Here is a 24,728-nt window from a genome sequence, read left to right as displayed (position 1 = left end):
GAATCGTCTTTAAATAGGCGAAAAACGTCTAAAAAAAGTAAATTTTGCGATGGCTTCGTGCACGGAATTGCTCGCAGCCAGGGATTTTGATGCGGGATTACGCGCAACCATCGAGGCCACAGACCTGCAGGGTTTCAGTCCCTGGCGCGGGTGTAAACGACTCGCTCAGCCATTGAGCGAAGGCTTCGGACTTGCCCAGCCACGGCCCGATATCAACCAGTGTGAACTGACCGTCCTGTTCCAGTGCAAAAGTTGGAAAACCCTGCCCACCAACTTTTGCCAACAGGGCGCGGCTGTTCTTTATATGTTGTTCGGTGTCGACGGACTGCACGGTGTTCAAGAAAATATCGGCGTTGTAGCCCAACTCCACCGCACATTCCAACAGCACACTTTCGTCGGCGATTCGCCGCCCTTCGACATAGTGCGCAGTCTGCAAACGGCCAAGTAGTTCCAGGCCACGACCGTCGATTTTTTCCGCTGCCATCACAGCAGCAATCGGTGGTGCCGAATCAAACACCGCCGAGTGATCGCGCAACAAGCCTTCGAAGTAGGCGTCGCCGAATGGCTGACCGGTGTATTCGGCAATGCGTCGGTCGTGTGGCATCACATAATTGCGCAGTTGCGGTGAAACGTTCTGGCGGTTGGCTCCGGTCATCATGCCGCCGGCGTGGGCAATCACCGGCAGCACTTGCTGCGCGGCTTGCACCAGTGGTTTGGCGCCATAGCACCAGCCGCACAGCGGGTCGTAGATGTAATGAAGAGTCATCGGAAAGCTCCGGTCTGAAGGTGGGAAAAATGATGTCGGCACATTAGTCCCTCGGCCATTGCGGAAAAACGCCGGAATGGCTTTCAGACTGTTTCGGCAATCGGTCAAATGCACTCGTTGTCCGCTCCGATACAAATCGGAAATAAATTGACACAATCAAACCACGGAACCTTTCAGGAATAATTAACGAAAGTAAATGCAAAGCATTACCATTCGCGCGCTCGAATTCTTCCAACCTTTCGGATGCGCTTTTCAATGCCTGCCCCGTTCCGTCTCACGCCCGTCACGCTTGGGCTTTCTGCCTTTTTGTCTTCCGGTTTCGCTTACTCCGCGACCGAACTGCCCGCCACCTCGATCAGTGCCGAAACCCAGGCCGACGACCCGCGTGTGAAGGTCAGCAATACCGCGACCCGTACTTCAACACCCGTGCGTTACGTGCCCCAGGCAATCGACTCGGTCAAGACCGCCAACTTCGCCAACTACGGCACCAATGACCTGGGCGACGCCTTGAGCGGCATGCCCAACGTCAGCAGCGGCGGCGACACGCGCTTCGACAGCCTGCGCATCCGCGGCTTCGACGCCAGCAATGACTTCTATCTGGACGGCATCCGCGACGACAGCCAGTACAAGCGCGACCTGCACAACATCGAACGCGTCGAAGTGCTCAAAGGCCCGGCCGCTGTGTTGTACGGCCGTGGCAGCCAGGGCGGGATCGTCAACCGCGTGAGCAAGGCTCCCGAATTCGGTCGCCGCTCGACCATCGAGGCCCAGGGTGGCAGCGAAGATCTGCGCAGCCTGTACGCTGACCTCAGCACCGACCCGAGCGACAACATCAGCCTGCGCCTGAACATGGGCAACATGGACGAAAACAGCTTCCGCGACGGCGTCAGCGGCAATCGCCAGCTGTTTGCACCGTCGATGAGCTGGCAGCTCACCCCAGATCTGAACTGGCTGGTGCAATACGAATACAGCCGCTACAACCGCACACCGGATCGCGGTATTCCCGGGGTCGGTGGACGTCCGGCGGATGTCGGCCGGGACACGACCTACGGCAACGATCACGATTTCATCGACGACAAAACCCAGTCCCTGCGCTCGAAGCTGAGCTATGAAATCAACGATAACTGGCAGCTGCGCCACACACTCGGCGTGTTCAAGCTCGACAGCGATTTCGACAACACCTACCTCACCGGTTACACCCCGGCGACCAAGAAGGTCACCCGCCAGCACTGGCAGCAGGATCTGACTACCCGCAACGTGTTCAACAACGTTGAGCTGGAAGGCGGATTCGAAACCTTCGGCCTCGAGCACCGCCTGCTGACCGGCCTCGAAACCGGCAGCCAGCGCCGCGACCCGACGCTGTACAACGCCGCCACTTCCGGGCGCGGCAGTTCCGCCGTGCCTTCGCTGGATCTGTACAACCCCAACCGCGACCTGCGCCACGCCGGGCGCATGCAGGTGTCGAGCAGCAGCCACACCGAAGTCGAAAGCCGCGCGGTCTACGTTCAGGATCAACTGCGCCTGAATGATCAATGGCAATTGCTGGCCGGCCTGCGCTACGACACCTTCGATATCGAGTCGACCAACAAGCTGCGCAACATCTCCGAAGACCGTGACAGCCACAGCACCAGCCCGCGTTTCGGCGTGGTCTGGACGCCGCTGCAGAACCACTCGTTCTACGCCTCGTGGACCAAGACCTTCTCGCCGGTGGGCGGCGGTCTGATCGGCATCACCCCGGGCGCGGCCGGCAATACCAATGACCTGAGCCCGGAACTGACCAAGCAAAAGGAAATTGGCGTGAAGAGCGACTGGCTCGACGATCGCCTGAGCACCACCCTCGCCGTCTATGAGCTGGAACTCTACAACCGTCGCACCACCGATCCGAACGACCCGACCCTGACCGTGCTCAGCGGTCTGCAACGCTCGCGCGGGATCGAACTGACCGGGACCGGCAAGATCGTCGGCAACTGGTATGTGCGCGGCGGCGTCGGTGTGCAGGACGCGACCATCGAGAAGGACAACAACGGCCTGGAAGGCAAACGCGTGAACAACGTGGCCAAGCGCAACGGCAGCCTGTTCCTGACCTGGAAACCGGAAATGGGCTGGTACGCCGAAACCGGCCTGACCCTGGTCGGCCAGCGTTATGCCGACAACGCCAACACCACCGTGCTGCCGGGCTACGGTCGCTGGGACGCACTGGTCGGCTACCGCCACAAGGACTGGGACCTGCGTGGCGCCCTGAACAACATCACCGACCGCGAGTATTACTCGTCGGCCACCAGCGCGTTCCAGATCCAGCCGGGCGCTCCGCGCAGCCTGGTGGTCACCGGCACCTACAGCTTCTGATTCGCGCCCATAAAAAAAGCGCTGCCATCCCGGCAGCGCTTTTTACAATCCTTGTTTGTTCTTCTTATCCTTCCATCACATCCCAAAGTGCTTCCAGTTCGGCCTCGCTGAACAGGCCAGCGGGGTAACGCTCGATCATCATCCGGCGCGGATCAGGTTCCCTGATCTGACGCGTTCCATTGGACTTCAACCAGTGCGCGACAATCTGGAGCGACTCACTATTTACAGCCATGGGATGCAACGTCCGCTCGCTGATTACGTTCACTTCGGCGTTCATTTCAGCGCTCTCTCCCCGTTCATGAGCGGCTACGTTATCCAAGGTTTATGACAGAACTGTTGAAGTTCTCCCCCCTCCCTAGCGCGCCATGAGCGATACAAGAGCTATGCCAACGTCGTGAAATTGTCGACCGGCGGACATAAAGAAACCCGCAGTCCTGACGGGCTGCGGGTTTCTCTTCAAGCGGGGGCAACAAATGACTGCCCGGTCGATTTTCCAATCAACTCAAGCTGTTACATCCGCACTCACTCTTTGTGCGGTGCGGGTTGCTGTTGGGTAAGGCAGTGAATATTGCCACCGCCCAGTAACAGTTCGCGGCCCGGCACCATCACCACTTCGTGTTGCGGGAACAGGTTCTGCAGGATCTCCCGGGCCGGCGCGTCCATCGGATCGTCGAAGCTCGGCGCGATGATGCCGCCGTTGACGATCAGGAAGTTCACGTAGGAACCGGCCAGGCGCACGCTCGGGTTGCGCTCCTGAGTGCCGTCCACCGGATCCACGCCCGCGCATTCTTCTTCGGTGGCAAACAACGGCCCCGGAATCGGCATCTTGTGCACCGTGAACGGGCGGCCCTTGGCGTCGGTGCTGCTTTCCAGCACTTTCATTGCGGCCTGGCAGCGCGGGTAGTTCGGATCCTGCGGATCGTCGGTCCACGCCAGCAGCACTTCGCCCGGACGCACGTAGCAGCAGAAGTTATCCACATGGCCGTCGGTTTCGTCGTTGAACAGGCCATCCGGCAGCCAGATGATCTTGTCCACCGACAGGTTTTCGCTGAGAACCGCTTCGATTTCTTCGCGGCCCAAATGCGGGTTGCGATTGCGGTTGAGCAGGCATTCTTCGGTGGTGATCAGGGTGCCTTCGCCGTCGACGTGAATCGAACCGCCTTCGAGCACGAAGCCTTCGGTGCGGTAGCGCGGGCTGCGCTCGATTTCGAGGATCTTGCCGCCGACCTGGGAATCACGGTTCCACGGCGAATATAGGCCACCGTCAAAGCCGCCCCAGGCGTTGAAGTCCCAGTTCACACCGCGCACTTCGCCGCTGTTGTTGATCACGAAAGTCGGGCCGCTGTCGCGAACCCAGGCGTCATCGCTGGACATCTCGACCACGCGGATATTCGGCACGTCGAGGCGAGCACGAGCGTTTTCGTACTGGCCGGCGGACACCGCCACGGTGACCGGTTCGAAACGCGCGATGGCTTTGGCCACAGCGGCGTGAGCGGCCTGCGCCGGTTTGCCGCCCAGACGCCAGTTGTCCGGACGTTCCGGCCAGATCATCCAGGTCTGGGTTTGCGGTGCCCATTCGGCCGGCATGTAGAAGCCATCGGCGCGTGGTGTGCTTTTCAATGTGGTCATGTCGATCAGACTCCAGGGAACCGTCGAGGGTTTTCAACACGCCGTACAGGGTTGGACGACGGACTATGGCGACTTTATAAACGATAAATATCGGCTTTAGAAGCCATAAATAAAAAACAAACTCTATTTGAACCGACAAATACCGATACAAATCGGCATTTGTCGGTTCCACATCGCCTCAGAGCCCTTCTTCCAGCACCTTCGCCAGCATGTCGACAAAGAAATCCACGCTCTGACGCGAGGTGACCATCGGCGGTTTGATCTTCAGGACGTTGAGGTAATCGCCGGTTGGCTGCATGAAAATCCCCAGCGCCCGCAGGCGATCACACAACAGCGTGGTTTCCTCGGTCGCCGGTTCCAGGGTTTCCCGGTTGCGGATCAACTCGACCCCCAGATAGAACCCGGAACCGTGCACCGCGCCGACCAACGGATATTGATCGATCAACGCCTCCAGCCGGGCCTTGAAGTGGGCGCCGACCACCTGGGCGTTCTCCCAGAGTTTTTCTTCTTCCATGACGTCGAGCACCGCCATGCCGATCTGGCAACTCACGGGACTGCCGCCGGCGGACGAGAAGAAATAACCCTCGGCTTCCAGCGCCTCGGCGATTTCCCGGCGGGTGATCACGGCACCCAGCGGCTGACCGTTGCCCATGCCTTTGGCCATGGTGATGATGTCCGGCACCACGCCTTGCTCTTCGAAGCCCCAGAAGAAGTGGCCCATGCGCCCGTAACCGACCTGCACCTCATCAGCAATGCACACGCCGCCACGGGCGCGCACCATTTCATAAACCGTTTTCAGATAGCCCGGCGGCAGCGAGATCCCGCCCGCGTTGCCGTAGACCGGCTCGCAGATGAACCCGGCCAGTTGGCGTTTCTGCTCATCGAGCTTCACCAGATGATGTTCGACGCTGCGCACGTAATCCGGCGCCGAATCCGCGCCGCGAAATTCGCCGCGATAGGTGTTCGGCGCGGTGACCGCATGCACCCAGTCCGGGCGACTGCTCAGGGCCTGCGGGTTATCGGCAATCGAGGTCGAGACCGCGTCCGCGCCGACCGTCCAGCCGTGATAGGCCTCCAGCACGCTGATCATGTCGCGCCCACCGCTGGCGGCCCACGCCAGGCGAATCGCCAGGTCATTGGCCTCGCTGCCGCTGTTGACCAGGAACACCCGATCCATGCCCTCCGGCGCCAGCTTCAGCAAGCGCTCGGAAAACTCGGCGACCGCCGCATAGTTAAATCGCGAGTTGGTGTTGAGCAGCGACCACTGCCGGCTCGCCACCGCCGCCATGCGCGGATGACCGTGGCCGAGCACCGCGACGTTGTTGAGCATGTCGAGATAGGAGCGGCCCTGCATGTCGATCAGGTGATTGCGCCAGCCGCGCTCTATGCGCGGCGGGTCGACGTAATAATGCTTCTGGGTGCGGGCGAAACTGGCGTCGCGGCGCGCCAGCAGGGTTGCTGCGTCCAGCTCCGGCTCGGCGTCGCAGGCCAGGCCCAGCAGCGCGGCCGGTGATGGGGACAAGGCCTGCCATGCCGCCGCGCGGGTCGGCGTGCAGAACAGCGGCGCTTCAAGCTGTGCGCCGCGGGTCAATTGCACGATCAACGCACCGTCTACCGAACCGAGCACCTGACCTTTGACCAGCGCTGCACCGCTGTGCAACGAAGGTTTCACACCCAGCAAGCGCAGGCTCAGTTGCGGGCCGTCGAGTCGCAGCGCGCCATCGGCCGACAGGTGAAGTACGCCAGCGAACGGCGCTTCCACCGTCGAACTCTGGGGCACGTGCAATTCGACGTGCAGCGGAAATGTCTCTGGCTCATCGGCGCTGTCAGGCTGGGTGCGCGACAACCGGTATTGCCCGTATCGGCTGGCCGCCAGACCGTGGATCGCGGCGGCCTCGTTCAACAGGCGCTGATCGATGCCAGGCTGCTCCCAATTGCCCGCCTCGAAGTGCGCGCTCAACACACCCAGATCGATCAACGCGAATTCGCGCCCGACCAGATCGGGCAACAACGGCGCAAAACCTTCACTGTCGATGGCCGGCAATGTCTGGCCGACCGCTGTGAGAATCGCCGCCTCCATCAATGCCAGCGGCACCGAAGTGGCGACCCGAAAGATCTCCCACTCGTGGGTCAGGTTATCGCGGCTGTAGGTATTGCCCGGGTCGATGCTGACCTGTTGCTCGCCACTGAGCACCAGCACCGCCGCCCGTGCCACGATCAGCGGCCACAGCGCCAGAAGCTCTTCGTGTTGCAGCGGATTGACCGCGTGATAGGCCTGCACGGCCGGCAGAATCACGAACGGATCGCCGGCGGCGTGATGCAGCAGCGCGGCGCAGGTGACCGACAGATCGGTGATGCGCCAGGTGCGCACCAGATCGCCGAAATCGATGACGCCCTGCAACTGCCAGTGCCGCCGGGCATCACGCTGCCAGACCACGTTGTCATCGGTGATGTCCATGTGGATCGCCTGCACCGGCAGCTTTTCCAGCAGCGGCTGCAAACGAAGCCTGGCCTGTTCGGCAGCCTCGGCGATCAGCGCACGCTGGCGCTCGTCTTCGATCACCGGCAGCAGGTGCTCGATCAGTGCGCTGGCGTGGCGCGCGTCCCACTGCAACGTGCGCTCGAGCCCCGGATGGTCGAACCCGGCCAGAGCCAGATCCATTTCACCGCAGAGCCGTCCGAACCCGGCAACAACCTCATGGCCAAGATGATCGAGAGCCGTCAGTGGCTGGCCCTCGATGTAATCGAGCAACCGCACATGCACCGATTCTCCACCGACGTCCAGGGTCAGCAGGTCTTGGCCGTCATTGGCCGGGATGACCCGGGGAACGTGGACATCGCAGTGTTCAGCCAGATATTTCAGGCCAGCATGCTGGGCTTGCAGCTCGACCAGCGAATAGTCGCCCCGACAGATCTTCAGCACGAACCGCCCACGCTCGCTGTCGACCCGGTAATTGAGATCCTGCTGGCTGCCCAGGGCCTGCAACGTGCCGTTCAAGCCGTAATGCTGCGCCAGCAGATGCCGGGCCTGCTCCAGCGAAACCTGAGGGCTGGGCAAACTGGCGCGATGAATCAACGTGGCGAACGACATGGAACGACCCCTGAAATTTTATTAGGCGCCTATATCGCCATTGCTTCGGGCGATAAGCAACCCCCGACCATCCGTCCCCCGATCTGCTGCGAGACAGGCGGATTTGCAAGCGCCACTCGCACCCACCGGCACTTTGCGCAAGAATGTCGGCCATTCACACCTGCCACTGGAAAATCTTCATGAATGTAATCACCACCGACCTGCCTGGTGTCCTGATCATCGAACCCAAGGTGTTTGGTGACGAGCGCGGCTTCTTTTACGAAAGCTTCAATGCCAAGGCCTTTCAGGACGCGACCGGCCTCGACACGCAGTTTGTGCAGGACAACCATTCGCGCTCGCAGAAAGGCGTTCTGCGCGGGCTGCATTACCAGCTGGAAAATGCCCAGGGCAAACTGGTTCGCGTCACCGTTGGCGAAGTGCTCGACGTTGCAGTCGATATCCGCCGCAGTTCGCCGAACTTTGGCAAATGGGTCGCCGTGCGCCTGTCCGCCGAAAACCATCGCCAACTGTGGGTGCCGGAAGGTTTCGCCCATGGCTTCGTGGTGCTGAGCGAGTTCGCCGAATTCCTCTACAAGACCACCAACTACTACACCCCATCCGCCGAACGCAGCATTCGCTGGGACGACCCGGACCTGGGCATCGACTGGCAGCTGGACGAAGCGCCAAAACTGTCGGCCAAGGATCAGGCAGCCGCCTTCTTCAAGGACGCCGACGTCTTTTCCTGAAGTCCTGCGTGAATTTTCAGCGCCGCTGCACACCCGACCACGGGTGCGCAGACTGCGCCGGCAAGCCTAGGCATAATGCGCCTGTACCCACAGGCGCTCGATGCTCATGACTCCGACCCTTCCCCGCCGCCCCCGCTGGCGCAGCCTCGCCCTGCTGGCCCTGTGTCTGGCTCCGCTGCTGTGGCCGCTGGAGCATCTGGCCGAGCGCTATTACCGCAGCGAACTGGCCGGCCAGAACCGCCAGACCCTCGACCTCTACGTCGCCAACCTGCTGGGCACGCTGCATCGCTATGAAGTGCTGCCGCAAATCCTCGGCGACCTCCCGGCCCTGCGCGCGGTGCTCGGGGCGCCGGATGACGGCGTGACCCAGGGCAACGCCAACCGCCTGTTGAAGAACATCGCCGCGCAGACCGGCGCCGAAGTCATGTACCTGATGGACACCAAAGGTCAGACGCTCGCGGCGTCGAACTGGGACAAACACGACAGCTTCGTCGGGCGCAATTTCTCATTCCGGCCGTACTTCAGCGAGGCCATGGCCGGCCGCCTCGGGCGCTTCTTCGGTCTGGGCACCACTTCCGCCAAACGCGGCTATTTCTTCGCCGCAGCGGTGCGCAACGGCGAAAAAATCATCGGTGTACTAGTGATCAAGGTTGACCTGGACCACACCGAAAGCCTGTGGGGCAAAACCCCGGAACAACTGCTGGTGACCGACCACAACGGTGTCGTCATCCTCACCTCGCGCCCGGAATGGCGCTTTCGCGCGACCCGCACTCTGAGTGATGCCGAGCGTGCGGCGATCACCGCAATCCAGCCCTACCCGACCCGCGAGCCACGCCCGCTGAACCTGAGCCCGACAGCGTGGCTGCCGCAGACCCAGGACATCGCGGAAACCGGCTGGAGCGTCAGCATTCTGGCCCCGCGCACCTTGATCGACCGACCGGTGCGCACGGTGGTGGCGATCGGCGGCGCCACCTTGCTGGTGGTGATGCTATTGCTGGGCCTGATGATGCAGCGTCGTCGTCATTATCTGGAACGGATCGCCTTCGAAGCCAAGGCCCGACGGGAGCTTGAGGGGCGGGTCGCCGAACGCACCAGCGATCTCGAAGGCCTCAACCGCCGCCTGAAACAGGAAGTGCTTGAACGCGAACAGGCCCAGCAGGAACTGGTGCGCGCCCAGGATGATCTGGTGCAGGCCGGCAAACTGTCGGCGCTAGGGACAATGTCGGCGAGCATCAGCCACGAACTCAATCAGCCGCTGGCGGCGATCCGCAGCTACGCCGAGAACGCCGAAGTGCTGCTCGACCACGAACGCACTGAAGATGCGCGAGGCAACCTCAAACTGATCAGCGAGCTGACCGGGCGCATGGCCTCGATCATCGCTCACCTGCGGGCCTTTGCCCGCCGCGACCGCCACGCTCCGGAAAGCGTTGCCCTGCAACCGGCGCTGGACGACGCGCTCGCCTTGCTGGCCAAACGTCGCCGCAGCATGGACGTCGAACTGATCCGTGACCTGCCCGCCGCCACTCTGTGGGTCGAGGCCGGGGAAACCCGTCTGCGTCAGGTTCTGGGTAACCTGCTGGCCAACGCCCTCGACGCCCTGACGGAAAAAGGCCCGCCGCGCAAATTGTGGCTGAGTGCCGAATCCACCGACGACGGCGTCAACCTGTACATTCGCGACAATGGCCCGGGTTTCTGCATGGAAGCCCTGGGCCGCGCCAGCGAACCGTTTTACACAACCAAGACCCGCACTCAGGGTCTGGGTCTGGGGTTGGCCATTTGCGAAACCCTGATGCGCGCCTTCGGCGGTGAACTGTCGTTCGCCAACCACAAGCAAGGTGGCGCCTTGATCACCCTGCGGCTGCGCGCCGGCGCGCCCGGGGTCAGCCTGCAACCGTCCGAGGATCGAAGCGCATGACCATCGACAACCGCATTCAGGTGGTGCTGATCGACGACGATCCGCACCTGCGTCAGGCCCTCGGCCAGACTCTGGATCTGGCCGGCCTGAAAATTCTTCCGCTGTCCGAAGCCAAGGGCCTGGCCGCGCAACTGGAGCGCGACTGGCCGGGCGTGGTGGTCAGCGACATCCGCATGCCCGGCATGGATGGCCTGGAACTGCTGAGCGAACTGCACGCCCAGGATCCGGAACTGCCGGTGCTGCTGATCACCGGCCACGGCGACGTACCACTGGCCGTGCAGGCCATGCGTGCCGGTGCTTATGACTTTCTGGAAAAACCCTTCGCCAGTGACGCCCTGCTCGACAGCGTGCGCCGCGCCCTGGCCCTGCGCCGCCTGGTGCTGGACAACCGCAGCCTGCGCATGGCCCTGAGTGATCGCAACGAGCTGAGCGCACGGCTGGTCGGCCAGTCCGCGCCGATGTCACGCCTGCGCGAGCAGATCGGCGCACTGGCGGCGACCAAAGCCGACGTGCTGATCCTCGGCGAAACCGGCGCCGGCAAGGAAGTCGTCGCCCGCGCCCTTCACGATCTGTCGAGCCGGCGTAACGGCCCGTTCGTGGCGATCAACGCCGGAGCGCTGGCCGAGTCGGTGGTCGAAAGCGAATTGTTCGGCCATGAGCCCGGCGCTTTCACCGGCGCGCAAAAACGCCGGATCGGCAAGTTCGAATTCGCCAATGGCGGCACGCTGTTCCTCGATGAAATCGAGAGCATGAGCATGGATGTGCAGGTCAAACTGCTGCGCATGTTGCAGGAACGCGTGGTCGAACGCCTGGGCGGCAATCAGTTGATCCCGCTGGACATCCGCGTCATTGCCGCCACCAAGGAAGACCTGCGTCAGGCCGCCGATCAGGGACGTTTCCGGGCGGACTTGTATTACCGTCTCAACGTGGCGCCGCTGCGCATTCCGCCACTGCGTGAACGGGGCGAAGATGCGTTGATGCTGTTCCAGCATTACGCCGATGAAGCCAGCGCGCGCCATGGTCTGCCACCGCATGAACTGCAACCGGCGCAACGGGCGTTGCTGCTGCGGCATTCATGGCCGGGCAACGTGCGGGAATTGCAGAACGCGGCGGAGCGTTTTGCCCTCGGCCTGGAACTGGCACTGGACAACACGCAGCCCGATGGCAGCCCCGGCACCACCGTCGAAATCACGGCGGGCGGGCTCAGCGAGCAAGTGGAAAACTTCGAGAAATCCCTGATCGCCGCCGAACTGGCCCGCTCTCACGGTTCCGTGCGCAGTCTCGCCGAAGCCCTGGGCATTCCGCGCAAGACCCTGCACGACAAACTGCGCAAGCACGGGCTGAATTTCGCTGGCAGCGGCGGCCATTCCGACGAATCCGAATGAAGCACGCTCAATTCACTTTTCTGCCGCAAGAGGTCCGGGCATGAAGCACGACAGTCTTTATCTGGAATCCGTTCTTCACCACGACATCCCGCTGACCCGGGACATGGGCCTCAAGGTGCTCGACTGGCAGGAACAGCAACTACGCCTGCACCTGCCGCTGGACGCCAACGTCAATCACAAGAGCACCATGTTTGGCGGCAGCCTGTATTGCGGCGCGGTACTGGCCGGCTGGGGCTGGCTGCATTTGCGTTTGAAAGAAGAAGGCATCGAAGACGGTCACATCGTGATTCAGGAAGGGCAGATCAGTTATCCACTGCCGGTCACCGGCGATGCGATTGCGATCTGCCCTTCACCGAGCGCTGCGGTGTGGAAGAAATTTCTGGCGATGTATCAGCGCTACGGACGGGCGCGACTGACCCTGCACACGCGGGTGGTCAATACGGGAAGCGATGAGGATGCGGTGACGTTCAGCGGGCAGTACGTCCTGCACCGCTGAAGACTGAGGGAGCTTACGAGCGGGCGAGTTCGAGCAGCTTCGCCCGCCACGCGGCTTTCGCTGGCAACGCCAGGAAGAAACCGTTCAACAACGACTCTCGTGGTGGATAACAGAACGCTTCGCCACTCAGGTCCAGCACCTCGCCACCCGCCCCTTCCAGAACACCCTGCGCCGCTGCCGTGTCCCACTGCGAAGTCGGCGCCAGACGCGGGTAGCAATCGGCAGCACCTTCGGCCAGCAGACAGAACTTCAGCGAACTGCCGATGTTGGCCAACTGCAACTCGCCAAGGCTGGCACTCAACCCGGCCAGCAAGCGTTCCTGCTCCGGACTCGAATGACGGCGGCTGGCAACCACGGTGAAGGCTTCGCCAGGCCCCGGCACATCACGCACCTGAATCGCCACCGGCGTGCCGCCCGTGTCGCCGCGCCAGGCACCGAGCCCCGCACCGCCGACGTAGAAGCGACCGTTGGTCGGCATCGTCACCACACCGAACAACACCCGGCCGTTCTCGATCAGCGCGATGTTGACGGTGAACTCTTCGCTGCCGCTGATGAACTCCTTGGTGCCATCCAGCGGGTCCACCAGCCACCAGCGCTGCCAGCCGGCGCGCACGCTTTGCGGGATGTTGGCGTCCTCTTCGGACAGCACCGGAATGCTCGGATCCAGCGCTGTCAGGCCGGCCACGATCACGTGATGCGCGGCCATGTCCGCCGCCGTCACCGGCGAATCATCGGACTTGGCGGTGACGGCTACATCGGCGCGCCAGAACGGCAGGATCGCCTCACCGGCCCGCAATGCCAGCTCGACCACCGGCGCCATCAACGGATGGGGAAAACTCATCGGCATCTCACTCATGACTGAAAAAATCCGCGCTGGGTCAGCAGGTCGCGGGTCAGGTACAGCGCCGCCAGGGCGCGCCCTTCACTGAAATTCGGATTCTGCGCCAGCGTCGACAGCTCTCGCAGGTTGACCTTGTCCACACGCATCGGCTCAGGCTCATCGCCTTCGAGGCGTTCTTCGTACAGGTCGGTGGCCAGCACCACCTGGATCTTCTGGCTCATGTAACCGGGGGACAACGACAGCTCAGTCAGATGCTCCAGCTGTCGCGCGCCATAACCGGCTTCTTCCTTGAGCTCGCGTTCGGCGGCGGCCAGCACGTCTTCACCGGGCTCGATCAGGCCTTTGGGCAGCGACAGTTCATATTCGTCGGTGCCGCCGCAGTATTCCTCAACCAGCACCGCGTGCTCGGCATCGAGCATCGCCACGATCATGACCGCGCCATAACCGGCGCCCTTGCCGACCAGCCGCTCGTAGGTGCGTTCCACGCCGTTGGAGAAACGCAGCTTCAGCTCTTCGACGCAGAACAGCCGGCTGGTGGCGACGATCTCGCGGGCAAGTACGGTGGGTTTCTGGCGCATGCAAAGCTCCTTGGCGTGAACGCGCTACTATAACGCGGCTTTTCCGATTGTTTGCGTCGGATATCTTTCTACCGCTCGAGACGTTGCCATGCCTTCACTACCCTGGTCCGACATCGATACCGTTCTGCTGGACATGGACGGCACGCTGCTGGACCTGCACTTCGACAACCACTTCTGGCTGGAACACCTGCCGCAACGCTACGCCGAACTGCATGGCGTGAGCCGGGCCATGGCGGAAATGGAATTGCAGCCGCTGTTTGAGCGTCATGCCGGCCAGTTGCAGTGGTACTGCCTGGACTTCTGGAGTGCGGAACTGAAGCTGTCGGTGCGTGAACTGAAGCTGGAAACCGCCCACCTGATCGCCCTGCGTCCGGATGCCGACACCTTTCTGGAGGCGATCAAGCGAGCCGGCAAACGCGTGGTGATGATCACCAACGCGCACCGCGATTCACTGTCGCTGAAACTGGAACGAATCGAACTGGCGCCATACTTTGAACGGCTGATCAGCTCCCACGACTACGGCTTTCCCAAGGAGAACCCGCAATTCTGGGACGCGTTACAGACCGACATCGACTTCGACCCGGCGCGTAGTCTGTTCATCGACGACACCTTGCCGATCCTGCGCAGTGCACGGAATTTCGGCGTGGCGCATCTGTTGGCCGTGAAAGAGCCGGACAGCCGCAAAGGGCCGAAGGACACCGGGGAGTTCGCGGCGGTCGAGGATTATCGCGATTTGATTGCCGGGCTCTGATTGCCGGGCTCTGAAGACTGCAGGAGCCGCCAAAGGCTGCTCCCGCAGGCATGTTGTTACTCGGGAATACGCAGCGTCTGCCCCGGATAAATCTTGTCCGGGTGTGACAGCAGCGGCTTGTTGGCCTCGAAAATTTTGTTGTACTGGTTGGCGTTGCCATACACCGCCAGGGAAATCGCGCTGAGGGTGTCGCCCTTCTTCACGACCACAAAACGCGCCGCCGCCACAACCGGCCCGGTCACGGTGATCTGGTCATCGACGCTGCCGACACCGGCAATGTTGCCCACTGCCAGAAGAATCTTCTCTTTCTCTTCCTGGCTCGCCACTTCACCGGTGACCGTCACCTTGTCACCATCCACGGTCGCCTGGACATTCGGGTTACCCAACCCGACCTTACTGATGTGCTCCTTCAATTGCTCGCTGGCATTGGCGTTGCCAGGGGTCAACAGGTCGAGCAACTTCTCACCGGCCTCTTTCACAAAGCTCAAAAGACTCATAGCGCACACTCCTTGATTTAAGTTCCAGACGCCCAAGCCTAGACCACCCTGGACAAACCCGGTTCCGGCCCGACCAATGACCCTGCCCCCGCGCAAGCGGTAGAATCGCCCACCCTTGCCAGCGCCCCGGAGCGAAGATGGACATCAAGCAGCTGAAATTCCTCATCGCCCTCGACGAAACCCGCCATTTCGGCCAGGCCGCGGCCCGCTGCCACATTACCCAGCCGACCTTGTCGATGCGCCTACGCAGCCTCGAAGAAGAACTCGACCTGCCACTGGTCAACCGTGGCCAGCGCTTCGAAGGCTTTACCGCGCCGGGCGAACGGGTGCTGGCCTGGGCGCGCACGGTGCTGGCGGCCTACGACGGCCTGCAGGCGGAAGCGGCGGCCTGTCGCGGCAACCTGATCGGCACCCTGCGGCTGGGCGTGGTGCCGTTGTCGAGTTTCGATGCGCTGCCTTTGATGCAGCGCCTGCACGCGCAACACCCGAACCTGCGCTTCGAACTGTCCTCGCTGAGCTCCGAACAGGTTCTGGAGCAACTGGCGAACAACCGCATCGACATTGGTGTGTCTTACCTGGACCGCCTCGACGGCGAGCGGTTTGAATCCCTGGCCTTCAGTGAAACGCAGATGGGCCTGCTCTACGACCAGCGGTTCTTCAGCTTTGGCGAAGCACCGCTGAGCTGGGAATCACTGATCGAACTGCCCCTGGGCATGCTCACCAGCGGCATGCACTTTCGCCAGTCCATCGACCATAACTTCCACAGCCGAGGCCTGACCCCGCAACCCTTGCTGCAAACCGACGCCGTTCACCAATTGTTGCAAGCGGTGCACGGCGGGCTGTGCTGCGCGGTGATGCCACTGGACGGCGGCCTGGAAAACCTCACGGATAACCTGCGCCTGCAACCTATCGAAAACGCCCAGACCCTCGCCCGACTGGGCCTGATCATGCGTCGCGGCGCCCCACGCTCGGCGCTGGCCGAGGCCTGTTTCGCGCTCTATCAAAAATCACCCACGGGCGCTTGATCGACGGCATCTATCGAGGGATCGACACTAGCGATTAGACGCGACATCTTGCCGCGCCTAGTCTTAACGTTGATCAATCCGTCGGTGATGCCATGAACGCCAAGCGCCCGGCCTGCGCGGCGCCTGCTCTCGAAACGCCCGCGCCAGCCGCCAGTCAGACCTACAGCTACAGCGATCTCCCCCTCGCGGAATCGGCCAGCACCGCGCTGGCCGAAGAAGTCGCGTTGGCGATTGCCTACAACGGCATCAGCCAGGCCGTGATGCTGGTCACCCCGACCGACCTTGAAGACTTCATCGTCGGCTTCAGCCTCGGCAGCGGCATCATCGAAGACGCCTCGGACATCTACGACCTGCAACTGAGCGGTTCGGGCTCGGCGCAATACGCGCAAGTGACCATCGCCAACCGCGCTTTCTGGAATCTCAAGCAACAGCGTCGGCAACTGGCCGGCACCAGCGGTTGCGGGTTGTGCGGCGTGGAAGCGGTCGAGCAGGCACTGCCTGATCTCAAGGTTTTGCCCGGCGCGCCCTTGCCGCCCATCGAATGGCTCGAGGGTTTGCGTCAGCACATCGGCGCGTTCCAGCCGCTGGGCCAGCACTGCGGCGCGGTGCATGCCGCGGTGTTCATGAACGCCAGTGGTGAATTGCTGCTGGGCCGTGAAGACATCGGCCGGCACAACGCCCTCGACAAGCTGATCGGCGGCCTGATCCGACAAAAGATATCCACAGCCGGCGGCCTGGCGATTGTCACCAGCCGATGCAGCCTCGAATTGATCCAGAAAGTTTTGCGGGCCGGGATTCAGACCCTGGTCAGCCTGTCCGCGCCCACCGGCCTCGCCGTGCAATGGGCCCGACGCCACAACCTCAATCTCATCCACCTGCCGCAAAAGAACGCGCCGCGGGTGTATAGCCCAGAAATGGAGAAACACTCGTGAGCCAACACCATCAAGCCGACCAGAAACCCGTCCCGCGCTACAAGCCTTACAAGGGCGCAGCCGGCGGCTGGGGCGCACTGATCAGCGTGGCCCAGGCCTGGCTGACCAGCGACAACGCCCTGAAAAACCTGCGCATGATGCTCAAGACCAATCAGAACGGCGGCTTCGACTGCCCGGGCTGCGCCTGGGGTGACTCGCCGGAAAGCGGCATGGTCAAGTTCTGCGAGAACGGCGCCAAAGCGGTGAACTGGGAAGCGACCAAGCGCCGGGTGGACGGCAAATTTTTCGCCAAGCACAGCGTCACTGCGTTGCTGGAACAGAGCGACTACTGGCTCGAATATCAAGGTCGCCTGACCGAGCCGGTCGTGTATGACGCCGAAACCGATCGCTACAAGCCGATCAGCTGGGACGATGCCTACGCGCTGATCGGCAAACACCTGCAAGCGCTGTCGAGTCCGGATCAGGCCGAGTTCTACACCTCGGGCCGCGCCAGCAACGAAGCGGCGTACCTGTATCAACTGTTCGTGCGCGCCTTCGGCACCAACAACTTCCCCGACTGCTCGAACATGTGCCACGAGGCCAGCGGCGTGGCGCTGGCGCAGAGTGTCGGCGTCGGCAAAGGCACCGTGACCTTCGACGATTTCGAACACGCCGACGCGATTTTCGTCTGGGGCCAAAACCCGGGCACCAACCACCCGCGCATGCTCGAACCGCTGCGTGAAGCGGTGAAACGCGGCGCTCAGGTGGTGTGCATCAACCCGCTGAAAGAGCGTGGTCTGGAACGATTCCAGCATCCGCAGCACCCGATCGAAATGCTCACCAACGGCGACAAGCCGACCAACACCGCGTATTTCCGCCCGGCGCTGGGCGGCGACATGGCGGTGCTGCGCGGCATGGCCAAGTTCCTGCTGCAATGGGAACGCGATGCGCAGAAAGCCGGTGCGCCGGCGGTGTTCGATCACGACTTCCTCAATGAACACAGCGTCAACGTGCTCGAGTATCTGGGCGTCGTCGACGACACGCCGTGGGAACAGATCGTCGCGCAGTCCGGCCTTACCCTGGTGGAAATCGAGCAAGCGGCGCGCATGTACGCCAAAGGCAAGAACGTGATCATGTGCTGGGCGATGGGCATCACCCAGCACCGTCACTCGGTGCCGACCATCCAGGAAATCGCCAACCTGATGCTGCTGCGCGGCAACATCGGCAAACCCGGCGCCGGTCTGTGCCCGGTGCGTGGCCACAGTAACGTGCAGGGCGACCGCACAATGGGCATCAACGAGCGTCCGCCGGTGGCGTTCCTCGATTCCCTGGAGCGCCGCTTCCAGTTCAAGGTACCACGTCACAACGGGCACAACGTGGTCGAAGCGATTCATGCGATGGCCGAAGGTCGCGCCAAAGTGTTCATCGGGCTGGGCGGCAACTTCGCCCAAGCCACGCCGGACAGCCCGCGCACCTTCCAGGCCCTGAGCAACTGCGACCTGACCGTGCAGATCAGCACCAAACTCAACCGCAGCCACCTGGCTCACGGCAAGGATGCGTTGATCCTGCCGTGCCTGGGCCGTACCGACATCGACATCCAGACCGAAGGCCCGCAAGCCGTCACCGTGGAAGACTCGTTCAGCATGGTGCACGCCTCCAACGGTCAGTTGCAGCCGCTGTCGAACCAGATGCGCTCGGAGCCGTCGATCATTGCCGGCATCGCCGCCGCGACCCTGGGCAGCAAACCGGTGGACTGGAACTGGCTGGTGGCCGACTACCGGCGCATCCGCGAGCTGATCGCCGACACCATTCCGGGCTTCAAGGATTTCAACGAGAAGGTCAAGAACCCGGGCGGTTTCTACCTCGGCAACAGCGCCGGCGCGCGCAAATGGAACACCACGTCGGGTCGGGCCAACTTCAAGCCGAACATGCTGCCCAAGGATCTGATCCACGAGCGCACTCGCGCTACCGGCCAACTGCCGGACCTGATCCTGCAATCGATGCGTTCCCACGATCAATACAACACCACGATTTATGGTCTCGACGATCGTTATCGCGGCGTGAAGGGGCAACGTGATGTGCTGTTCGCCAACGAGGCAGACATCATTCGCCTGGGCTTCAAGCCGGGGCAAAAGGCTGACATCGTGTCCCTGTGGGACGACGGCCGCGAGCGTCGGGTGAAGGGCTTCACGCTGCTGGCGTTCGATATCCCGGCAGGGCAGGCGGCGGCTTATTACCCTGAGGTGAACCCGCTGGTGCCGCTCGAAAGCACCGGCGATGGCAGCCATACGCCGACATCGAAGTTCATTGCCATTCGCCTGGAAGCGGCGAGTGAAACGGGGCTGATCATGGCCAAGTCGGCCTGATCCTGATCGCTCCCACGTTCTGCGTGGGAGCGCAGACACTTTTCAAACGCCCACAAAAAAGGCCGCTTTGTGATCAAAGCGGCCTGTCCGAAGTAGCTAAAGACCGGCGAAAAACCGTTAAGTTCCGCCCAAAAATCAGCAACTTGCAGAATTGTATACAGGTCGTGCTATTCGTCGGATTTCGATTGTCACGCCCATTCCAGAGCCTCAGGATCGCGCCGTCATCCCTTTGAGGCTCCTCTATGAAGTTCTCCTCGATTCTCTTGTTGTCCCTTGGCCTGGTCAGTGGCTTCGCTTCTGCCGGAGGCACCACCGAAGCAGGTGTGGGCGGCGCATTGGGCGGGGTTCTTGGCTCGGTCGTCGGTCAATCGCTAGGCGGCAGTACAGGTTCAACCATTGGCGCAGCCCTGGGCGGCGCGGGTGGTAGTGCGGTGGGCGCCGACAAGCGCAGCCGTGGTGAAGCAGCCATCGGCGGTGCGCTGGGCGCAGCCGGCGGCAACGTGGTCGGCCGCAGCATGGGCGGCACCACCGGCAGCCTGATCGGCGCAGCAGCCGGCGGCGGCGCAGGTGGCGCGCTGGGCAACTACATGGGCAACAAGAGCGATGACGACGATCGTCATTACGACCGTGGTCGTGACCGTCGCTACTACCGTGACGACCACCGTGGTCGCGGTCATGCCTACGGCCATCGCAAGCATCACAAGTACTATCGCCACCGCTGAGGCGAAGGCTTGAAGAAAAATCGCAGCTCCCCCGGGCTGCGATTTTTTTTGCCTGTCACACCGTCAGGCGTTCCAGCGCATCACGCAATGGGGCCGGAATCGACACCGGCTGATTGGAGGCCCGGTCGACGAATACATGCACGAAACGTCCGGCGGCACAGGCTTCCACCTCTCCTTCCTTGAACACCGCCAGTTCGTATTGCACCGAACTGTTGCCCAGCTTGCCGACCCGCAGACCGATCTCGATTCGATCCGGAAAAGCGATCGACGCGAAATAGTCGCAGGACGAACTCACCACAAATCCCACCACCTCGCCGTCATGGATATCCAGCCCTCCGACCTGGATCAGGTAGGTGTTCACCGCCGTGTCGAAGAAGCTGTAATAGGTGACGTTGTTGACGTGGCCGTAGGCGTCGTTGTCATGCCAGCGCGTGGTGATCGGCTGGAAGTGCGGGTAATCGCTGCGTTGCGGCATCGGGTTGGACATCAGTGTCGATTCCTGGAGTGATCTGCCCAGTCTAAAGGTAAAAACCCTTGCCTCGCGCCGCCAGCTCGCCGATCAATGGTGCCGGTCGCCAGTGATCGCCCTGCCGGGTCTCCAGCGCCAGCAACCGTTTATGAATGTCGGTCAGCCCCTGATCATCCGCCCAGGCCATCGGTCCGCCCCGCTCCGCCGGGAAGCCATAGCCATTCAGGTAGACCTGATCGATGTCATGCGCCGACTCGGCAATCCCTTCCTGCAGGATCTTCGCGCCTTCATTGACCAACGCCAGCAAGCACCGCTCAAGGATCTCCTCCGAGCCGATATCCCGCCGATGAAATCCCAACCCTTCGCTGACGCTCAACACCAGCGCATCGACCTCGGGATCATGCTCGGCCTGACGGCTGCCCGGCTCGTAGTGGTAGTAACCATTACCGGACTTCTGACCGAAGCGACCCTGTTCGCACAAGCGGTTATCCACCTGAACCTCGGGCGCGTCCTGCCCCTTGCCGGCCAGCTCGCGGGCACGCCACTCGAGATCGATGCCGACCACGTCGTACATGCGAAACGGCCCCATGGCGAAACCGAAACTCTGCAATGCCGCATCGACCTGATGCGGATACGCCCCTTCGAGCAACATCTTGCGCGCTTCGAGCACATACGGATGCAGCATGCGGTTGCCGATAAAACCGTGGCAGTTGCCCGACACCACACTGACCTTGCCCATGCGCTTGCCCAGCTCAAGCGCCGCTTCAAGCACTGCCGGTGAGGTCTGTGCGCCACGGACTATTTCCAGCAACTTCATGATGTGCGCCGGGCTGAAGAAATGCAGGCCCAGCACTTGAGTCGGGCGCCGTGTCGCGGCGGCAATGGCGTCGATGTCCAGCGCCGAGGTATTGCTCGCCAGCAGCGCTTCGGGCTTAAGCACGCCATCGAGCTCGCGGAAGATCTTCTGCTTGAGTTCGAGGTTTTCGTACACCGCTTCGATCACCAGGTCGACGTTGCGGATCGCCACATAGTCTGGCGCCGCACTGACACGGGCAATCCGCGCATCGGCCTCGGCCTGGTCGATCCGTCCCTGTCGCACGTTGTGCGCGTAGGTATCGGCCACGGTGACCAGCGCCTGTTCGAGCATTTGTGGATTGTTATCGACCCACTGCACTGACACGCCGGCGTTGGCCAGGCACATGACAATGCCGCGGCCCATGGTGCCGGCGCCGATCACGGCGGCCTGCTGAATAGCGAAGGATGTCTGGCTCATGTTGTTCTCTTGTTGGCGATCCGAAGACAGCCATCACCATAGTCAGCCACCGGGCATTTTTGAAGTTCATTGCCGTGATGATCGACATTCAGCAGATGGATTCGAGACCTCAAAGATGCGCCTGAGCCCAGGCCCGTACCTCGGCGTAGGGATATTCCTCCAGCGCCGCAAACCCGGAAATGGCCCGCGCCTTGAGCTTGGTAAACAACGGCACGCTGATTCCGCACAAAAACCGGGTCAGCCGCTCCGCCGACGGAGCACTGCCAGCGTGCTGCTGATGCCTGTGGATAAAATCGCCACACAACGCCGCAAAATTTTTATCCACAAGCGCCGGCAATTCCGGAGGGGCCGGCAGCCGGGCGACTTGTCCGTGACACACCGAGCAATGTCCGCACTGCTGCGGCGCATTGTGATCCCCGAAATACTCGGCCAGCCGATATCCGAGGCATCGCTCGGTGGCGAACAGCTCGAGCATGGCGTGGATTCGCGCCACTTCGGTTTGCTCATGACGGGTGAAATAGTCATGCAGTTCGGCGCTCAGGGCCTGGCTGTCGAAATCGCCGCGCAGGACGTTGTAGACCTCGGTCATCTGCTTGCTCTCAAGCTCGACCCAGCCCTTTTCCTGAAAGTAATCCAGCGCCTTCACCACCCGATTGCGCTCGGCGGAATACTGCTCGTACATCGCCTCGAAATTCACCGTGGCCCAGGTCCGTGCGCGGCTTGAGGTCTGGATGATCGCGGTAACGAAATCCCTTCGCTCGCCCTCGAAACGCTCAAGCAACGCCTCGGGCTCCAGCAGGTATTTGAAGCGGTACTCGGCGTAGTACGCGTAGCGCGGGGCAATCAGCCCTCGCAGCTCCAGTTGCACCAGTAACGTCTTCAAAGGCAACGAACGAATGTTGCTCTGGTCCGCCAACGGCCCGAGCAGAAACTCCCATTGGCCTTCGGGCGCGGCGGCCCGCAACTCGTCGAGCACGTGACGAATGCCATCTTGCTCCGGCGTGTCGCCATACACGAAGTTTTCCAGCACGTTGAGGCTATCGCGGTTTGCCAGCACCAGACAGTCGGAGGGCTGCCCGTCACGTCCGGCACGGCCGATTTCCTGGCTGTAGTTTTCGATGGATTTGGGCAGGTCGAAATGCACCACGTTGCGGATGTCGCTCTTGTCTATACCCATGCCGAACGCGATGGTGGCGACGATGCAATTGGACTGCCCGCCCATGAAGCGCTTCTGGATCCCGTCCCGTTGCTCATGGGGCAAACCGGCGTGATAAGCCTCGGCCTGAATGCCATTGCGCTCCAGGTGTTCAGCAATCTGCTCGGCGGTTTTCTGCAGGGTGACGTAGACGATGCTCGGCTGGCCCGCACGCTCGCTCATCCACTCCACCAGACGCCGGCGCTTGTCCTGCCCACGCACCGGCTCGACCAGCAGATTGAGGTTGGGCCGATAGAAACCGGTGGTCACCACATCTTCTGCCGCGATGGCGAATTTCGCCTGCATGTCGGCGATGACCTTCGGCGTTGCCGTGGCGGTCAGCAGCAGGGTCTGCGGGATGTTGAACTGGCGCTGGTAGTCCGGCAGCTTGAGGTAGTCGGGGCGGAAGTTGTGGCCCCACTCGGAGATGCAGTGCGCCTCGTCCACCACCAGCAGCGAGATCGGCACCTGCTGCAAAAAGTTGCGAAAGCGCTCGTTCTTCAAACGCTCCACGGAAATCATCAGGATCTTCAGTTCACCCGAACGGGCGCGCGCCATTACATCGTTGGCGTCTTCGCGACTCTGCGCCGAATCGATGCTGCCTGCCGAAATCCCGTGTCGTCGCAAAAACTCGAGCTGATCCTGCATCAGCGCCAGCAGCGGCGAGACCACCAGCGTCAGGTGTGGCAGCAAGAGCGCCGGCACCTGGTAACAAATGGACTTGCCGGAGCCGGTGGGAAATATCGCGGCGGCCGAGCGCCCGGCGAGAACGGCGCTGATTGCGGTCTCCTGGCCGGGTCGAAACTGTGGATAACCGAAAACCTGTTCCAGGGTGTTGTGCATTCGCTGTCACTCCGTTGACCGCTGTGATGCCAACAGCCTAGCGGGCGATCGCAACGAGTCGAGAAAAGGTCGAGGGTCAAATCGATACGGGATGATACCCGACGACCTCCAGCCTTTGGCCAACGTCGTGACGGCGGGGCTGTGACGGCGGGGCCGTGACAGCGGGACTACGGCTGCAACACCGCCACTCGCAATTGCTCGTTCAACAGCTGCTCATGCACGCCCTGGCTTTTGCTGGCCCACAGCGCATGGGCCGGGCTGATATCACCGGTGAATGCCGCCGCCAACTGACGCAGGTCGGCGACACTGCGCACCCGAGGACAGAACGCTTGCTCGTCGCAGTTCTGGCTGGCGTTGCGATAGGTGGTGAGCAAACGATCCCATAGGCCGTCACGCACCTGGCGGATCGACTTGAGCTGCACATGCGGCACGCCCAGACGTTGTTTCAGCCCGGACTCATCCAGGCCTTCGCTGGCCAGCAGTGCCTTGCCGAACATCAGCACTTCGGCACGCGACGCCGTGTCGATGCTGGCCTGGGTCGTGAGTGCGTCCGGCCATTCGGTGCGCTCCACTTGGGTGAGCACCAGTCCATTGCCCGCCTCGGAGGCCAACGCCAAACGACAACCACTGGCCCATAGCAAAACGATCGAGGCCATTCGTAGCCACTGCATACCTAATTCCCTTTAAGTCTGTGTCGGACGTTTGGAAACACCCCACGGATTCTGGCGCGCACCATACAGATCTTTAACGGGAATCGCCCGACAAACACGTAGGAAATTTCGCCCATCAGGGTTTGGCTGTGAAAAAGCAGCAAAAACGCGTAGGGCAAATGCCCGGACCCCGGAAAAACCCCTACGAATTCTGTCCATTGTGGCTGTCTTGTCCCACTCGACGGCGCCCTTCT

General features: G+C 61.9%; 21 protein-coding genes. 10 read left to right on the top strand and 11 right to left on the bottom strand.

The window, feature by feature from the left end; all coding sequences use genetic code 11:
* Positions 1-97: 97 nt before the first annotated feature.
* Positions 98-766: a DsbA family protein gene (locus tag AC0R79_RS02530; RefSeq protein WP_007952625.1), complete on the bottom strand. Its 669-nt coding sequence runs from the start codon at positions 764-766 to the stop codon at positions 98-100.
* A 255-nt stretch (positions 767-1,021) separates the two neighbouring features.
* On the opposite strand from AC0R79_RS02530, the gene AC0R79_RS02525 reads away from it, so the two are divergent.
* Positions 1,022-3,112, top strand: coding sequence for a TonB-dependent receptor (locus tag AC0R79_RS02525; RefSeq protein WP_375744919.1), 2,091 nt, complete (start codon positions 1,022-1,024; stop codon positions 3,110-3,112).
* Between the two features lie 64 nt (positions 3,113-3,176).
* Here AC0R79_RS02525 and AC0R79_RS02520 read toward each other — a convergent pair whose 3' ends face one another.
* The 3 genes from AC0R79_RS02520 to AC0R79_RS02510 form a co-directional block, all read right to left on the bottom strand.
* Positions 3,177-3,389, bottom strand: a complete 213-nt coding sequence (locus tag AC0R79_RS02520; protein WP_007952633.1) for a hypothetical protein — start codon at positions 3,387-3,389, stop codon at positions 3,177-3,179.
* Between the two features lie 245 nt (positions 3,390-3,634).
* Positions 3,635-4,741 (bottom strand): agmatine deiminase, encoded by a 1,107-nt coding sequence (aguA, locus tag AC0R79_RS02515; RefSeq protein ID WP_007952634.1) that lies wholly within the window; start codon positions 4,739-4,741, stop codon positions 3,635-3,637.
* A gap of 178 nt (positions 4,742-4,919) precedes the next feature.
* On the bottom strand, positions 4,920-7,832 hold the full coding sequence (locus AC0R79_RS02510; protein WP_474733048.1) for an aminotransferase: 2,913 nt from the start codon (positions 7,830-7,832) through the stop codon (positions 4,920-4,922).
* Between the two features lie 179 nt (positions 7,833-8,011).
* Here AC0R79_RS02510 and rfbC point away from each other — a divergent pair, with 179 nt between their 5' ends.
* The 4 genes from rfbC to AC0R79_RS02490 all read left to right on the top strand — a co-directional run bounded on the left by rfbC (position 8,012) and on the right by AC0R79_RS02490 (position 12,353).
* Positions 8,012-8,557: a dTDP-4-dehydrorhamnose 3,5-epimerase gene (gene rfbC / locus AC0R79_RS02505; protein WP_127796626.1), complete on the top strand. Its 546-nt coding sequence runs from the start codon at positions 8,012-8,014 to the stop codon at positions 8,555-8,557.
* Positions 8,558-8,663: 106 nt separating this feature from the next.
* Complete coding sequence (locus tag AC0R79_RS02500) at positions 8,664-10,472, top strand: sensor histidine kinase (RefSeq protein WP_375744914.1); 1,809 nt, start codon at positions 8,664-8,666, stop codon at positions 10,470-10,472.
* Positions 10,469-11,857 carry a sigma-54-dependent transcriptional regulator gene (locus AC0R79_RS02495; RefSeq protein WP_007952638.1) on the top strand — a complete coding sequence of 463 codons (1,389 nt, stop codon included), beginning with the start codon at positions 10,469-10,471 and terminating at the stop codon, positions 11,855-11,857. Before AC0R79_RS02500 ends, AC0R79_RS02495 begins: the two co-directional genes overlap by 4 nt.
* A gap of 40 nt (positions 11,858-11,897) precedes the next feature.
* Positions 11,898-12,353: a thioesterase domain-containing protein gene (locus AC0R79_RS02490; protein WP_375744911.1), complete on the top strand. Its 456-nt coding sequence runs from the start codon at positions 11,898-11,900 to the stop codon at positions 12,351-12,353.
* 13 nt (positions 12,354-12,366) lie between these two features.
* Here AC0R79_RS02490 and cysQ read toward each other — a convergent pair whose 3' ends face one another.
* On the bottom strand, positions 12,367-13,200 hold the full coding sequence (cysQ, locus tag AC0R79_RS02485) for a 3'(2'),5'-bisphosphate nucleotidase CysQ (RefSeq protein ID WP_474735052.1): 834 nt from the start codon (positions 13,198-13,200) through the stop codon (positions 12,367-12,369).
* A gap of 5 nt (positions 13,201-13,205) precedes the next feature.
* Positions 13,206-13,772, bottom strand: a complete 567-nt coding sequence (gene nudE / locus AC0R79_RS02480) for an ADP compounds hydrolase NudE (RefSeq protein ID WP_007952641.1) — start codon at positions 13,770-13,772, stop codon at positions 13,206-13,208.
* Between the two features lie 88 nt (positions 13,773-13,860).
* Here nudE and yrfG point away from each other — a divergent pair, with 88 nt between their 5' ends.
* Entirely contained in the window at positions 13,861-14,523 is a 663-nt protein-coding gene (yrfG, locus tag AC0R79_RS02475) for a GMP/IMP nucleotidase (protein WP_129973502.1), read from the top strand.
* 56 nt (positions 14,524-14,579) lie between these two features.
* Here yrfG and lysM read toward each other — a convergent pair whose 3' ends face one another.
* Complete coding sequence (gene lysM, locus AC0R79_RS02470; RefSeq protein ID WP_039764611.1) at positions 14,580-15,020, bottom strand: peptidoglycan-binding protein LysM; 441 nt, start codon at positions 15,018-15,020, stop codon at positions 14,580-14,582.
* Positions 15,021-15,157: 137 nt separating this feature from the next.
* On the opposite strand from lysM, the gene AC0R79_RS02465 reads away from it, so the two are divergent.
* From AC0R79_RS02465 to AC0R79_RS02450, 4 genes are all read left to right on the top strand, one after another.
* A complete protein-coding gene (locus AC0R79_RS02465; protein ID WP_474733044.1) occupies positions 15,158-16,045 on the top strand; it encodes a LysR family transcriptional regulator in 888 nt (295 codons plus the stop codon).
* Positions 16,046-16,137: 92 nt separating this feature from the next.
* Positions 16,138-16,977: a formate dehydrogenase accessory sulfurtransferase FdhD gene (fdhD, locus tag AC0R79_RS02460; protein WP_474733042.1), complete on the top strand. Its 840-nt coding sequence runs from the start codon at positions 16,138-16,140 to the stop codon at positions 16,975-16,977.
* Positions 16,974-19,322 carry an FdhF/YdeP family oxidoreductase gene (locus AC0R79_RS02455; RefSeq protein ID WP_179693005.1) on the top strand — a complete coding sequence of 783 codons (2,349 nt, stop codon included), beginning with the start codon at positions 16,974-16,976 and terminating at the stop codon, positions 19,320-19,322. The genes fdhD and AC0R79_RS02455 overlap by 4 nt, the downstream gene beginning before the upstream one ends.
* A 242-nt stretch (positions 19,323-19,564) precedes the next feature.
* A complete protein-coding gene (locus AC0R79_RS02450) occupies positions 19,565-20,044 on the top strand; it encodes a glycine zipper domain-containing protein (protein WP_085608624.1) in 480 nt (159 codons plus the stop codon).
* Between the two features lie 55 nt (positions 20,045-20,099).
* Here AC0R79_RS02450 and AC0R79_RS02445 read toward each other — a convergent pair whose 3' ends face one another.
* From AC0R79_RS02445 to AC0R79_RS02430, 4 genes are all read right to left on the bottom strand, one after another.
* Positions 20,100-20,531, bottom strand: a complete 432-nt coding sequence (locus AC0R79_RS02445) for an acyl-CoA thioesterase (RefSeq protein ID WP_273897947.1) — start codon at positions 20,529-20,531, stop codon at positions 20,100-20,102.
* Between the two features lie 31 nt (positions 20,532-20,562).
* The gene (locus AC0R79_RS02440) at positions 20,563-21,786 is read right to left on the bottom strand and encodes a 3-hydroxyacyl-CoA dehydrogenase (RefSeq protein WP_375744905.1); all 1,224 of its coding nucleotides are present in this window, start codon (positions 21,784-21,786) and stop codon (positions 20,563-20,565) included.
* 109 nt (positions 21,787-21,895) lie between these two features.
* Positions 21,896-23,824: a RecQ family ATP-dependent DNA helicase gene (locus AC0R79_RS02435; RefSeq protein ID WP_474733038.1), complete on the bottom strand. Its 1,929-nt coding sequence runs from the start codon at positions 23,822-23,824 to the stop codon at positions 21,896-21,898.
* 167 nt (positions 23,825-23,991) lie between these two features.
* The gene (locus tag AC0R79_RS02430; RefSeq protein WP_007952668.1) at positions 23,992-24,495 is read right to left on the bottom strand and encodes a hypothetical protein; all 504 of its coding nucleotides are present in this window, start codon (positions 24,493-24,495) and stop codon (positions 23,992-23,994) included.
* Positions 24,496-24,728: the final 233 nt, after the last annotated feature.

It is taken from the genome of Pseudomonas sp. HD57-3 (assembly GCF_056113135.1).
Note: the sequence above shows the minus strand (reverse complement) of the source record. Positions and strands in the feature narration are given on the sequence as shown.